This window comes from Mycobacterium sp. NGS63 (assembly GCF_059812295.1).
Map to the genome: position 1 here is coordinate 686,212 of NZ_JCALCJ010000004.1, position 13,242 is coordinate 699,453.

Genomic DNA, 13,242 nt, shown 5'->3' on the forward strand with positions numbered 1-13,242 from the left:
GGCACCATGACGCAAGCCCCCGACCGCGAGAAGGCTCTCGAGCTGGCGATGGCCCAGATCGAAAAGAGCTACGGCAAAGGATCGGTGATGCGTCTCGGCGACGAGATGCGCCAACCGATCTCGGTCATCCCGACCGGATCCATCGCCCTGGACGTGGCCCTGGGCATCGGCGGCCTGCCACGGGGCCGGGTCGTGGAGATCTACGGCCCGGAGTCCTCGGGTAAGACCACCGTGGCCCTGCACGCGGTGGCCAACGCGCAGGCCGCCGGCGGCGTCGCGGCGTTCATCGACGCCGAGCACGCGCTGGACCCCGACTACGCCAAGAAGCTCGGCGTGGACACCGACTCGCTGCTGGTCAGCCAGCCCGACACGGGGGAGCAGGCCCTCGAGATCGCCGACATGCTGATCCGCTCCGGCGCGCTGGACATCCTGGTCATCGACTCGGTGGCGGCCCTGGTGCCGCGCGCGGAGCTCGAGGGCGAGATGGGCGACAGCCACGTCGGCCTGCAGGCCCGGCTGATGAGCCAGGCGCTGCGGAAGATGACCGGCGCGCTCAACAACTCGGGAACCACGGCGATCTTCATCAACCAGCTCCGCGAAAAAATCGGCGTGATGTTCGGGTGCATGAACTACTCCACCCGAGTGACCCTCGCCGACGGCTCCACCGAAAAGATCGGCAAGATCGTCAACAACAAGATGGACGTCGAGGTGCTGTCCTACGACCCGGCGACCGATCGGGTCGTCCCGCGCAAGGTCGTCAACTGGTTCAACAACGGACCGGCCGAGCAGTTCTTGCAGTTCACCGTCGAAAAGTCCGGCGGCAACGGCAAATCGCAGTTCGCGGCCACCCCCAACCACCTGATCCGCACGCCCGGTGGCTGGACCGAGGCCGGTGACCTCAACACCGGTGACCGGGTGCTGGCCGCCGAACCGCATCTACTCAGCGACCAGCAGTTCCAGGTGGTACTGGGGTCTTTGATGGGCGACGGGAACCTCTCGCCCAACCGGCGCGATCGAAACGGAGTTCGTTTCCGGTTGGGTCACGGCGCCAAGCAGGTGGAGTACCTGCGGTGGAAGACCGCGTTGATGGGCAACATTTCGCATACGGTGCGGGAGAACGCCAAGGGCGCGAGCTTCGTCGACTTCACCCCACTGCCGGAGCTCGCCGAGCTTCAGCGCGCGGTCTACCTCGGGGACGGCAAGAAATTCCTCTCCGAGGAGTACCTCAAGGCGCTTACGCCCCTCGCTCTGGCTATTTGGTACATGGATGACGGCTCATTCACCTTGCGCTCCAAGGGTTTGCAGGAACGGACCGCCGGCGGCAGCGGGCGCATCGCGATCTGCGTCGAGGCCATGACCGAAGGCACGCGGGTACGGTTGCGCGACTATCTGCGCGACACGCACGGCCTGGATGTCCGGCTACGCCTTGCCGGCGCGGCCGGCAAGGCGGTCCTGGTGTTCTCCACCGCGGCCACGGCGAAGTTCCAGGAACTGGTCGCGCCGTACATGGCGCCGTCCATGGAGTACAAGCTGTTGCCGCGGTTCCGCGGACAGGGGACGGTAACGCCACAGTTCACCGAACCCACACAGCAGCTGGTGCCGGCCCGCGTTCTGGATGTGCATGTCAAACCGCACACGCGATCCATGAACCGGTTCGACATCGAGGTCGAGGGCAACCACAACTACTTCGTTGACGGAGTGATGGTGCATAACTCGCCCGAAACGACAACGGGCGGAAAGGCTTTGAAGTTCTACGCGTCGGTGCGCATGGACGTGCGCCGGATCGAGACACTCAAGGACGGCACCAACGCGGTCGGCAACCGCACCCGGGTCAAGGTCGTCAAGAACAAGGTGTCGCCGCCGTTCAAGCAGGCCGAGTTCGACATCCTCTACGGCAGGGGCATCAGCCGCGAGGGCTCGCTGATCGACATGGGTGTGGACCAGGGCTTCATCCGCAAGTCCGGCTCGTGGTTCACCTACGAGGGCGAGCAGCTGGGCCAGGGCAAGGAGAACGTCCGCAACTTTCTGATGGAAAACGCCGACGTGGCCAACGAGATCGAGAAGAAGATCAAGGAAAAGCTCGGCATTGGCGCGGTCGTGACCGACGACCCCTCCGGCGATGTCCTCCCCGCTCCCGTCGACTTCTGAGCCACCCCGCGAAGAGCAGGCGCGGGCGCTGTGCCTGCGCCTGCTCACCGCGAGGGCGCGCACCCGTTCCGAGCTGGCCGGGCAGCTGGCCAAGCGCGGCTACCCCGACGACGTCACGAAGCGGGTGCTCGACCGGCTGGCCTCCGTCGGCCTGATCGACGACATCGAGTTCGCCGAGCAGTGGGTGACCTCGCGCCACGCGAGGGCGGGAAAGAGCAAACGCGCCCTGGCCGCCGAGCTGCACACCAAGGGAATCGACAACGACGTGATCACCGCGGCGCTGGCCGGCATCGACGCCGGCGCCGAGCGTGACCGCGCCGAGGAGCTGGTGCGGTCCAAGTTGCGGCGGGAGACGCTGAGCGACGAAACGCGGGTGACGCGCCGGCTGGTCGGGATGCTGGCGCGTCGCGGCTACAGCCAGAACCTCGCGTGCGAGGTCGTGCTGGCCGAGCTGGCCGCCGAACGGGAGCGCCGCCGCGTCTAGCTGCGGGTTAATCCCGTAAGTCCCGGTCGCCGTACCATGGCCCCGTGACTTCGACGGTGACTTCGCTGGCGGCCGAGGCGCGCACCTACCAGGTGCGCACCTACGGCTGCCAGATGAACGTCCACGACTCCGAGCGGTTGGCGGGGTTGCTGGAGGCGGCCGGCTACGCCCGCGCGGCCGACGGAGCCGACGCCGACGTCGTGGTCTTCAACACCTGCGCCGTGCGGGAGAACGCCGACAACAAGCTGTACGGCAACCTCAGCCACCTGGCCCCGCGCAAGCGCGGCAACCCCGACATGCAGATCGCGGTCGGCGGCTGCCTGGCCCAGAAGGACCGCGACGCGCTGCTGCGCAAGGCGCCGTGGGTCGACGTCGTCTTCGGCACGCACAACATCGGCTCGCTGCCGACGCTGCTCGACCGGGCCCGCCACAACCGCACCGCCCAGGTTGAAATCAAAGAGGCACTCCAAGAGTTTCCGTCCAACCTGCCAACCGCCCGCGAATCCGCCTACGCCGCCTGGGTTTCCATCTCGGTCGGGTGCAACAACACGTGCACGTTCTGCATCGTGCCGTCGCTGCGCGGCAAGGAGGTCGACCGCAGCCCGGCCGACATCCTGGCCGAGGTGCGGTCGCTGGTCGACGACGGCGTGCTCGAAGTCACCCTGCTGGGCCAGAACGTCAACGCCTACGGCGTGTCTTTCGCCGACCCCGCGCAGCATCGCGACCGTGGCGCCTTCGCACAGTTGCTGCGGGCCTGCGGAGAGATCGACGGGCTGGAACGGGTGCGGTTCACCTCGCCGCACCCGGCCGAGTTCACCGACGACGTCATCGAGGCGATGGCGCAGACGCCCAACGTCTGCCCGGCGCTGCACATGCCGCTGCAGTCGGGATCCGACCGGGTGCTGCGCGCCATGCGCCGCTCGTACCGCGCCGAGCGTTACCTGGGCATCATCGACAGCGTCCGCGCGGCCATGCCGCACGCGGCCATCACCACCGACCTGATCGTCGGGTTTCCCGGCGAGACCGAGGAGGACTTCGCCGCCACCCTCGACGTCGTCCGGCGGGCCCGGTTCGCGGCCGCGTTCACCTTCCAATACTCCAAGCGACCCGGCACCCCGGCCGCCGAACTGCCCGATCAGCTGCCGAAAGCCGTTGTGCAGGAACGCTACGAGCGGCTGGTCGACCTGCAGGAAAAAATCTCGCTGGAGGGCAACCAGGCCCTGATCGGCCGGACCGTCGAGCTGCTCGTCGCCGCCGGCGAGGGACGCAAGGACACGCGCACCGCGCGCATGACGGGGCGGGCGCGCGACGGCCGGCTGGTGCACTTCGCGGCCGACGACGCGGTGCGGCCCGGCGACGTCGTCACGACGACGATCACCGAGGCCGCGCCCCATCACCTCATCGCCGACGCGGGCATCCTCATCCACCGCCGCACGCGCGCGGGCGACGCGCACGCCGCCGGGCAGCGCCCGCGCACCATCGGCCTCGGCATGCCCGCCGTCGGGCCGACCACCGATCCGAAAGAACCCCTGGGATGTGCCCGATGAAGAACGAAGACACCGACATCGACGCGTTGCGAACCGAAATCGAGGCCGCCGAACGCCGCGTGGCCCGCGAGATCGACCCCGGCGCAAGGGCTTTGGTGGTCGCGATCCTGGTGTTCGTGCTGCTGGCCTCGTTCATCCTGCCGCACACCGGCCACGTGCGCGGATGGGACGTGCTGTTTTCCAGCCACGGCGCCGGTGCGGCCGCGGTGGGACTGCCGTCGCGGGTGTTCGCCTGGCTGGCGCTGGTGTTCGGGGTGGGCTTCTCGATGCTGGCGCTGCTGACGCGCCGCTGGGCCCTGGCCTGGGTCGCGCTGGCGGGCTCGTCGATCGCGTCGGCGACCGGGCTGCTGGCCGTGTGGTCGCGCCAGACCGTGGCCGCCGGACACCCCGGCCCCGGGGTGGGGCTCTTCCTCGCGTGGATCACCGTGATCCTGTTGACATTTCACTGGGCCCGGGTGGTCTGGGCGCGCACCGCCGTCCACTTGGCGGCCGAGGAGCAACGCCGCCGCGTCGCCGCCCAGCAACAGTCCAGGACGCTGCTGGAGAGCCTGGACGACGGGACGCTGCCTCCCGAGGATCGCGGTGCGTAACCCCAGGCGGGTTGCCGGCCACCGGGCCGATCCGGACGCGCAGGCATACGCCGAGCAGCGTCTGGAGAATGACGAGCGGCCGCTGGCCGGGATCGCCGATTGGGGACCCGCCGAGGACTGGACCGACTGGGCCGATACGACGCTGAAACCCGAAGGCTAGCTTCTGCGGGTCAGCGCCTCGGCGGCCGCGTCGGCCCATTGTCGCCACTGTTCGGCGTTGGCCCTGGCCTCCTCGGCCTCCTTAACCCGGCCGGCCGTCGCCGCCTTCTGGGCCTGCTGCTCGTACTGCTCGGCGCGGGTGCGGAACTGCTCGGCGCGGGCCTGCGCCTGGGGGTCGGACCAGTCCGCCTCGCCGGCGTCGCGCACCTTCTTCTCGACCGCGCGCAGGCGCCTCTCCAACTCGGCGGACCGCTCCCGCGGCACCTTTCCGATCGCGTCCCATTTGTCGGCGATGGACCGCAGCGCCGCGCGCGCCGCATCCAGGTTGCTCGTGTCGAGCTTCTCCGCCTCGGCCAGCAGCGCCTCCTTGGCGGTGGCGTTGGCGCGAAACTCGGCGTCCTTTTCCGCCGTCGCGGCGTTGCGCGCGGTGAAGAAGCAGTCCTGGGCGGCCTTGAAGCGCCGCCACAGCGCGTCGTCGACATCGCGGGTGGTGCGCCCGGCCGCCTTCCACTCGGTGAGCAGCTTGCGGAACTCGGCGCTGGTGGCGGTCCAGTCCGTCGAGTCGGACAGCTCCTCGGCCCGCTCGCAGAGCCGTTCCTTGGACTGCCGGACCCCCGAGCGCTCCCGGTCCAGCTCGGCGAAGTGGGCTCCGCGCCGGCGGTTGAAGGTGTCCCGCGCCGCGGAGTAGCGCTTCCACAGCGCGTCGTCGACCTTGCGGTCCAGGCCGCTGATCGTCTTCCACTCATCGAGGATGGCGCGCAGCCGGTCGCCGGCCGCCTTCCACTGCGTCGAGTTGGCGGCCAGTTCCTCGGCCTCGGCGGCCAGTGCCTCCTTGCGGGCGGTCTGGGCGGCCCGGTGCTCCTCGCGCTTGGAACGGTCGGTCGCGATGGTCGCGTCGGCGTGCTCGAGGATCCCGGCCAGCCGGGCCGCCAGCGCGTCGATGTCGCCCAGCACGCTGGCACTCGGCAGCGTCTCCGACAGCGCCGACGCGTTGGCCTTGATCTTGCGGGCGTCCCCGGTCCCCGAGGCCAGCCGTTCCTCCATCAGCGTGATCTCGGTGCTCAGGTCGTCGAAGCGACGGCCGAAGTGGGCGAAGGCGGCCTCCCGGTCGCCGGCCTGCCAGGAGCCGATGACACGCTCGCCGGCCGAGCTGATCAGCCAGACCGTGCCGTCGTCGTCGACGCGGCCGAACCGGTGCGGGTCGCTGGCCGGGTGCGCGGCCAGCGGGTGTGGGCCCGGGCTCGCGGGCCGGGGTCCGGGACGCGGTCCCGGACGCGGCGCGGGCTTGGGTGTGGCGTCGCTGCCGGGCTCGTCCGCCGTCATGCGCTCGTCACCACCCTTCTGCCAAAACCGTTCGCGCAGGCTCCAACAGTATTCAAGCAGCTTGGCCGGTCGAGCGCGCCTACCAGTTACCGCCCGCACGGGGTAACGGTTCGATTCCACCGCCGCCCGGGTCATCCGGCGGCGCCGCGCCGCCCGGTACCGTGGCGGACACCGCTGCGGCCGCGGACCCGGCGCACTGGCCGTACAGTGGTCGTTGAACTGCTAAGGAACGGCGCGTGTACACAAGGCTTTCGGGGGGAGCGCTGGTGAGGGGTTCCCATGACGAAAGTTGACGTGGCGGCGCTGATCGCGTTGTGCGCGGCGCTGGCCTCGGCGATCGGCGACGTGGTCCGGCAGCGCTCCGCGCAGGAGATCACGGACAAAGAAGTCGGCCACCTCGAGTTGTTCCGGATGTCGTTGCGCGACAAGCGGTGGTGGCTGGGCGGCGTGGCGGCCGTGACCAACTACACCCTGCAGGCCGCGGCCCTGGCGTGGGGGTCGGTGGTGCTCGTGACGGCGCTGCAGGTGACCGCGCTGTTGTTCGCGCTGCCGATCTACGCGCGGCTGACCAAGCACCGCGTCACCCGCTGGGAGTGGATGTGGGCGTTCGTGCTGGCGGCCGCGCTGGCGGTGGTCGTCATCGTCGGCGACCCGACGGCCGGCAACCAGCGGGCGCCGTGGTCGACGTGGCTCGTCGTGGCCGTGGTGCTGGGCCCCGCCCTGGTGGTGTGCGTGCTGGCGGCGCGGATCTGGTCCGGCCGCCCGATCGCGGCGGCCCTGCTGGCGGTGGTCGCGGGCTCGTCGTTGGCGCTGTTCGCGGTGCTGACCAAGGGCATCGTCGAGGTGCTCGAGGCGGGCCCCGGTGCCGTGCTGCGCGCCCCCGAGTTCTATCCGTGGCTGGCGGCGGCGCTGTGCGGAATGATCTTCCAGCAGTCCGCTTTTCGGGCCGGCGCGCTGACCGCGTCGTTGCCGACGATGACCGTCTGCAAGCCGGTGGTGGCCGGCGTGCTGGGCGTCTTTGTGCTCGACGAGACCCTGAAGGCCAGGGGCCCCGAGTCGATCGTTCTGGTCGCGGCGGTGGCGCTGGTGATCATCGCGACGGTTGCCCTGGCGCGCGGGGAGGCCGCGTCCATGGCGGCGGGCACGGGCCGTGACGTGCTGTTGGCCGTCCGCGACGAGACCCCCCTGCCCCCGGGCGTCGCCCCGGCCACGCCGAACGGAAGCCGGACCATCACCTAGCGCCTCCCGGCTAAGTTTGGTCACGTGCTGGGCCCCATCGCGATCGTTCCCTCGGCGCCGCTGCTCGTCCCCGAGCTCGCCGGCGCGGCCGCCGCCGAGGTCGCCGACCTAACCGCCGCGGTGCTGGCCGCGGCCGCGCTGTTGCCGCCGCGCTGGGTGGCCGTCGGGACGGGCGACGACGACCGCGTGCTGGAGCCCGACGGCCCCAGCGGCACCCTCGCCGGCTTCGGCGCCGACCTGCGTGTCGCGCTGTCCCCGCGCGCGCAGGACCCGCCCGCCGAGTTGCCGGTGTGCGCGCTGCTGGCCGCGTGGGTGCGGGGCCGGGCCCGGCCGGACGCCGACGTGCAGGTCCGCGTCTACCGCTTCGACCACGACGCCGAGGCCGCCCTGGCCCGCGGGAGGCGCCTGCGCGCCGAGCTCGACCGCGCGCCGGACCCGGTCGGGGTGCTGGTCGTCGCCGACGGCGCGAACACCCTCACGCCGGCCGCCCCCGGCGGCTACCGGCCGGGCGACGCCGACGCGCAACGCGCCCTGGACGACGCCCTGGCCGACGGGGACGCCGCCGCGCTGACCGCGCTGGCGCCCCAGATCCGCGGCCGGGTCGCGTTCGGAGTGCTGGCGGGCCTCGCCGAGCCGGGGCCGCGATCGGCCAAGGAGCTCTACCGGGGCGCGCCCTACGGCGTGGGCTACTTCGCCGGCATCTGGCAGCTGTGAGCGAGGCCGTGCGACCCCTGGCGATCGTCGGGCCCACCGGCACCGGCAAGTCGGACCTGGCGCTCGACGTCGCAGAAGAGCTGGGCGCGGAGATCGTGAACGCCGACGCGATGCAGCAGTACCGCGGCATGGACATCGGCACCGCCAAGCTGCCCCCCGCAGCGCGTCGCGGCATTCCCCATCACCAGCTCGACGTGCTCAACGTCACCGAGACCGCCACCGTCGCCCGCTATCAGCGCGCCGCCGCCGCCGACGTCGAGGCGATCGCCGCCCGCGGCGCGGTGCCGGTGATCGTCGGCGGCTCGATGCTCTACATCCAATCCCTGCTGGACGACTGGTCGTTTCCCGCGACCGATCCCGCGGTGCGCGCGCGCTGGGAACAACGGCTCGCCGAGGTCGGGGTGGGCAGCCTGCACGCCGAGCTGGCCCGCCGCGACCCGGCCGCCGCCGCGGCGATCCTGCCCACCGACGGCCGCCGCACGGTGCGCGCCCTCGAGGTCGTCGAACTCACCGGGCGCCCGTTCGCCGCGTCCGCGCCGCGCATCGGCGTCCCGCGATGGGACACCGTCATCGTCGGATTGGACTGCGAGACAACGCTTCTCGACGAGAGGCTGGCCCGGCGCACCGAGGCGATGTTCGACGGCGGCCTGGTCGGCGAGGTGCGCGGGCTGCTCGGCGAGGGTCTGCGCGACGGGGTCACCGCCTCGCGCGCCGTGGGCTACGCCCAGGTGATCGCCGACCTGGACGCCGGCGGCGACGGCGACGGCGCGCGGGAACCGACGTTCGTCGCCACCCGCCGCTACGTGCGGCGGCAGCGGTCGTGGTTTCGCCGCGACCACCGCATCCGCTGGCTCGACGCCGCCGGCGCCGACCTCGTCGGCGACGCCGTGCGGGCGTGGCGGGACGTATCCTGATCAGATGTTGTTCGCCAAGGGCCACGGCACGCAGAACGACTTCGTGCTGCTGCCCGACCTCGACGCGGAGCTGACGCTGACCGCCGCCCGGGTGGCCGCGCTGTGCGACCGGCGCCGCGGCCTGGGCGCCGACGGGGTGCTGCGGGTCACCACAGCGGGCGCGGCCCTGCGGGTGGGCGTGCTCGACCGCCTGCCCGACGGCGTCGGCGTGAGCGACTGGTACATGGACTACCGCAACGCCGACGGGTCGACCGCACAGATGTGCGGCAACGGCGTGCGGGTGTTCGCGCACTACCTGCGGGTCAGCGGGCTGGAAGCCCGCGACGAGTTCGTCGTCGGCTCGCTGGCCGGCGCGCGACCCGTCGTGCTGCACCGCGCCGGTGACACCGACGCCGACGTCACCGTCGACATGGGCAAGGCCAACCGGGTGGGCAGCGGGCAGGCGGTCGTCGGCGGCCGGCGTTTCACCGGCCTGGCCGTCGACGTGGGCAACCCGCACCTGGCGTGCGTGGACCCGCAGCTGAGCGCCGAAGCGCTCGCGGCCCTGGACGTGGGCGCGCCCGTGGAATTCGACCGCGCCCAATTCCCCGACGGCGTCAACGTCGAGGTGCTCACCGCCCCGGCCGGCGGCTCGGTCCGGATGAGGGTGCACGAGCGCGGGGTGGGGGAGACGCGCTCGTGTGGCACCGGGACCGTCGCGGCCGCCGTCGCCGCGCTGGCCGAGTCCGGCGCCGACACCGGCACGCTGACCGTGCGGGTGCCCGGCGGCGACGTCGCGGTGACGATCACCGACGCCACCAGCTACCTGCGCGGGCCGTCGGTGCTGGTGGCCCGCGGCGAGCTCAGCGAGGATTGGTGGCGCGCACAATAATTCGGATGCACGCCACCGATTTGGCGTGCAGTATTGCTAATTGCCTATGACACATCCCGAAGCTCCCTTTCCCGATCTCGAGCCCAGCGCGGGCGAACTCGCCCTCGAAGACCGCTCGGCCCTGCGCCGGGTCGCCGGGCTGTCCACCGAACTCGCCGACGTCTCCGAGGTCGAGTACCGCCAGCTGCGGCTGGAGCGCGTCGTGCTGGTCGGCGTGTGGACCGAGGGCAGCGCCGCCGACAACCAGGCCAGCATGGCCGAGCTGGCGGCGCTGGCCGAGACCGCCGGCTCGCAGGTGCTCGAGGGCCTCATCCAGCGCCGCGACAAGCCGGACCCGTCGACCTACATCGGCTCCGGCAAGGCGGCCGAGCTGCGCGAGGTGGTCGTGGCGACCGGCGCCGACACCGTCATCTGCGACGGCGAACTGTCCCCGGCGCAGCTGACCGCGCTGGAAAAGGCCGTCAAGGTCAAGGTCATCGACCGCACCGCGCTGATCCTCGACATCTTCGCCCAGCACGCCACCAGCCGGGAGGGCAAGGCCCAGGTGTCGCTGGCCCAGATGGAGTACATGCTGCCGCGGCTGCGCGGCTGGGGCGAGTCGATGTCGCGGCAGGCCGGCGGCCGCGCCGGCGGCAGCGGCGGCGGGGTGGGCCTGCGCGGCCCCGGTGAGACCAAGATCGAGACCGACCGGCGGCGCATCCGCGAACGGATGGCCAAGCTGCGCCGCGAGATCAAGGACATGAAGCAGGCCCGTGACACGCAGCGCAGCCGCCGGCTGGCGAGCGACATCCCGTCGATCGCGATCGTCGGCTACACCAACGCCGGCAAGTCCAGCCTGCTCAACGCGCTGACCGGGGCCGGGGTGCTGGTGCAGGACGCGCTGTTCGCGACCCTCGAGCCGACCACCCGGCGCGCGGAACTCGTCGACGGGCGGCCCTTCGTGCTCACCGACACCGTCGGGTTCGTCCGCCATCTGCCCACCCAGCTGGTCGAGGCGTTCCGCTCCACCCTGGAAGAGGTCGTCGACGCAGACCTCTTGGTGCACGTGGTCGACGGCTCCGACGTCAACCCGGCGGCCCAGATCAACGCGGTGCGCCAGGTCATCGCGGAGGTGATCGCCGACCATGACGGTGACGCGCCGCCGGAGCTGCTGGTGGTCAACAAGGTCGACGCCGCCGGCGACCTGGCGCTGGCCAAGCTGCGCCACGGGCTGCCCGGCGCGCTGTTCGTTTCCGCGCGCACCGGCGAGGGCATCGACGGCCTGCGGCGGCGCATCGCCGAGCTCGCTCAGCTGTCAAAGCCCACCGACACCGTCGTGGACGTGGTGATCCCGTACGAGCGCGGTGACCTGGTCGCCCGGGTGCACGCCGACGGGCGCGTCCAGCGCGAAGAACACGACGCCGACGGCACCCGCATCCGCGCCCGCGTGCCGATGGCGCTGGCCGCCGCGCTGCGCGAGTTCTCGACCGCGGACTGAGACTGGGCCGTCGAATGCCGACCAACCGGCTGGTTGGTATATCTTGGGCCGAAGAGTCCCATTCGCCCGGAAGCCAGCGGAGGTTACCCATGAGCGGTGCCGTCAAGTACCAGCGCACTCTTTTCGAGCCCGAGCACGACCTGTTCCGCGAGTCCTACCGCGCCTTCCTCGATCGCCATGTGGCGCCGTATCACGACGAGTGGGAGAAGGCGAAGATCGTCGACCGCGGGGTGTGGCTCGAGGCCGGCAAGCAGGGCTTCCTGGGCATGGCGGTGCCCGAGGAGTACGGCGGCGGCGGCAACCCCGACTTCCGGTACAACACGGTCATCACCGAGGAGACCACCGCCGGGCGCTACAGCGGGATCGGCTTCGGCCTGCACAACGACATCATCGCGCCCTATCTGCTGAGCCTGGCCAACGACGAACAAAAGCAGCGCTGGCTGCCCAAGTTCTGCACCGGCGAGCTGATCACCGCGATCGCGATGACCGAGCCGGGAACCGGCAGCGACCTGCAGGGCATCAAGACCCGCGCGGTCAAGCAGGGCGACCACTACGTCCTGAACGGATCAAAGACGTTCATCACCAACGGAATCAACTCCGACCTGGTGATCGTGGTGGCCCAGACCGACCCCGACAAGGGCGCCCAGGGCTTTTCGCTGCTCGTCGTCGAACGCGGCATGGAGGGCTTCGAACGCGGCCGGCACCTGGACAAGATCGGGCTGGACGCCCAGGACACCGCCGAGCTGTCGTTCACCGACGTGCACGTGCCGACCGAAAACCTGCTCGGCGAGGAGGGCATGGGGTTCATCTACCTCATGCGCAACCTGCCCCAGGAACGGATCAACATCGCCATCATGGCCGCCGCGGCCATGGAGCAGGTGCTCGAGGACACGCTGCAATACACCAAGGAGCGCAAGGCATTTGGCAAGCCGATCGGCAGCTTCCAGAACAGCCGCTTCGTGCTCGCCGAGCTGGCCACCGAGGCCACCGTGGTGCGCATCATGGTCGACGAGTTCATCCGCCTGCACCTGGACGGAAAGCTGACGGCCGAACAGGCCGCGATGGCCAAGTGGTATTCCACCGAGAAGCAGGTGCACCTGATCGACCGCTGCCTGCAGCTGCACGGCGGCTACGGCTACATGCGCGAATACCCTGTGGCGCGAGCCTATCTCGACGCTCGGGTGCAGACCATCTACGGCGGCACGACCGAGATCATGAAGGAAATCGTCGGCCGCAGCCTCGGCGTCTAGCAATCCCGTTGCCGCGCAACCGCAATCGCGGCGAAGACCTTACGCGGGTGGCGGCCATCTAGGTAGCCCGTCAAATAATGAATGGCCGAAATGGTCGTTTGGGCGGGCAGATCGCCGACGGGCTAACGGCTTCGCGTACCGTCGGCGCATGGGTTTGTCGTCTGTCGGTCGCGATGCCTCGTTGGGAGGTCGGTCGCGGTTAGGGCGTAATCCGGCATCATTTCGACATCGGCCCGGTCACCGTTTTCGCAATTTTCGTAATTTGACTTCGCATTGCCTGTCGGCGAAGGCAAAGTTATGCGAGCCCGGCGATAATCCGGTTCGTAACGGGGTTACTTCCTCGCGGTGGGGGTACGACCCGCTCGCGGGGCTTGCAGGTGCGGGCGTGGCCAGTGATAGGGGGCTAACCCTCGACTGGGAGGCTTGGTGAACGGGCAGAGAGGTCGGATGCGCAGGCTGGTCGGGCGCGCGGTGATCGGCATGGCGGCGGCGGTGATGGCCGCCGGATTGCTGGCGCCGGCCGTGT

The 13,242-nt window shown here is 70.6% G+C and carries 11 protein-coding genes and 1 pseudogene; 11 read left to right on the forward strand and 1 reads right to left on the reverse strand.

Annotation, left to right across the window (positions count from 1 at the left end; all coding sequences use genetic code 11):
- Positions 1-6 precede the first annotated feature (6 nt).
- From recA to AC5Y4Z_RS13995, 5 genes and pseudogenes are all read left to right on the forward strand, one after another.
- Positions 7-2,148, forward strand: coding sequence for an intein-containing recombinase RecA (recA, locus tag AC5Y4Z_RS13975; protein ID WP_499964693.1), 2,142 nt, complete (start codon positions 7-9; stop codon positions 2,146-2,148).
- Positions 2,120-2,632 (forward strand): recombination regulator RecX, encoded by a 513-nt coding sequence (recX, locus tag AC5Y4Z_RS13980; protein ID WP_499964698.1) that lies wholly within the window; start codon positions 2,120-2,122, stop codon positions 2,630-2,632. Before recA ends, recX begins: the two co-directional genes overlap by 29 nt.
- A 44-nt stretch (positions 2,633-2,676) precedes the next feature.
- Positions 2,677-4,179: a tRNA (N6-isopentenyl adenosine(37)-C2)-methylthiotransferase MiaB gene (miaB, locus tag AC5Y4Z_RS13985; protein WP_499964701.1), complete on the forward strand. Its 1,503-nt coding sequence runs from the start codon at positions 2,677-2,679 to the stop codon at positions 4,177-4,179.
- A complete protein-coding gene (locus AC5Y4Z_RS13990) occupies positions 4,167-4,769 on the forward strand; it encodes an Rv2732c family membrane protein (RefSeq protein WP_499964703.1) in 603 nt (200 codons plus the stop codon). Before miaB ends, AC5Y4Z_RS13990 begins: the two co-directional genes overlap by 13 nt.
- A gap of 19 nt (positions 4,770-4,788) precedes the next feature.
- Positions 4,789-4,929: pseudogene (locus AC5Y4Z_RS13995) on the forward strand (hypothetical protein); the annotation flags it as partial.
- Here the strand turns inward: AC5Y4Z_RS13995 and AC5Y4Z_RS14000 are convergent.
- Entirely contained in the window at positions 4,926-6,251 is a 1,326-nt protein-coding gene (locus AC5Y4Z_RS14000) for a DUF349 domain-containing protein (RefSeq protein ID WP_499964705.1), read from the reverse strand. The pseudogene AC5Y4Z_RS13995 and the gene AC5Y4Z_RS14000 sit on opposite strands and share 4 nt — an antisense overlap.
- A 279-nt stretch (positions 6,252-6,530) precedes the next feature.
- Between AC5Y4Z_RS14000 and AC5Y4Z_RS14005 the strand changes: the two genes are divergently transcribed.
- The 6 genes from AC5Y4Z_RS14005 to AC5Y4Z_RS14030 all read left to right on the forward strand — a co-directional run bounded on the left by AC5Y4Z_RS14005 (position 6,531) and on the right by AC5Y4Z_RS14030 (position 12,716).
- Entirely contained in the window at positions 6,531-7,490 is a 960-nt protein-coding gene (locus AC5Y4Z_RS14005; protein WP_499964707.1) for a DMT family transporter, read from the forward strand.
- Positions 7,491-7,514: 24 nt separating this feature from the next.
- Complete coding sequence (locus AC5Y4Z_RS14010; protein ID WP_499964709.1) at positions 7,515-8,204, forward strand: class III extradiol ring-cleavage dioxygenase family protein; 690 nt, start codon at positions 7,515-7,517, stop codon at positions 8,202-8,204.
- Positions 8,205-8,212: 8 nt separating this feature from the next.
- On the forward strand, positions 8,213-9,118 hold the full coding sequence (gene miaA / locus AC5Y4Z_RS14015) for a tRNA (adenosine(37)-N6)-dimethylallyltransferase MiaA (protein ID WP_499964843.1): 906 nt from the start codon (positions 8,213-8,215) through the stop codon (positions 9,116-9,118).
- A gap of 4 nt (positions 9,119-9,122) precedes the next feature.
- The gene (gene dapF / locus AC5Y4Z_RS14020; RefSeq protein ID WP_499964713.1) at positions 9,123-9,989 is read left to right on the forward strand and encodes a diaminopimelate epimerase; all 867 of its coding nucleotides are present in this window, start codon (positions 9,123-9,125) and stop codon (positions 9,987-9,989) included.
- Positions 9,990-10,035: 46 nt separating this feature from the next.
- A complete protein-coding gene (gene hflX, locus AC5Y4Z_RS14025) occupies positions 10,036-11,466 on the forward strand; it encodes a GTPase HflX (RefSeq protein ID WP_499964715.1) in 1,431 nt (476 codons plus the stop codon).
- 89 nt (positions 11,467-11,555) lie between these two features.
- Positions 11,556-12,716 carry an acyl-CoA dehydrogenase family protein gene (locus tag AC5Y4Z_RS14030; RefSeq protein ID WP_499964717.1) on the forward strand — a complete coding sequence of 387 codons (1,161 nt, stop codon included), beginning with the start codon at positions 11,556-11,558 and terminating at the stop codon, positions 12,714-12,716.
- Positions 12,717-13,242 lie beyond the last annotated feature (526 nt).

Bases quoted from the DNA above. Each gene is read 5' to 3' on its own strand.
- dapF (WP_499964713.1), top strand. From the start codon at position 9,123: ATGTTGTTCGCCAAGGGCCACGGCACGCAGAACGACTTCGTGCTGCTG.
- recX (WP_499964698.1), top strand. From the start codon at position 2,120: ATGTCCTCCCCGCTCCCGTCGACTTCTGAGCCACCCCGCGAAGAGCAG.
- AC5Y4Z_RS13990 (WP_499964703.1), top strand. From the start codon at position 4,167: ATGTGCCCGATGAAGAACGAAGACACCGACATCGACGCGTTGCGAACC.
- AC5Y4Z_RS14000 (WP_499964705.1), bottom strand. From the start codon at position 6,251: ATGACGGCGGACGAGCCCGGCAGCGACGCCACACCCAAGCCCGCGCCG.
- AC5Y4Z_RS14030 (WP_499964717.1), top strand. From the start codon at position 11,556: ATGAGCGGTGCCGTCAAGTACCAGCGCACTCTTTTCGAGCCCGAGCAC.
- recA (WP_499964693.1), top strand. From the start codon at position 7: ATGACGCAAGCCCCCGACCGCGAGAAGGCTCTCGAGCTGGCGATGGCC.
- AC5Y4Z_RS14005 (WP_499964707.1), top strand. From the start codon at position 6,531: ATGACGAAAGTTGACGTGGCGGCGCTGATCGCGTTGTGCGCGGCGCTG.
- hflX (WP_499964715.1), top strand. From the start codon at position 10,036: ATGACACATCCCGAAGCTCCCTTTCCCGATCTCGAGCCCAGCGCGGGC.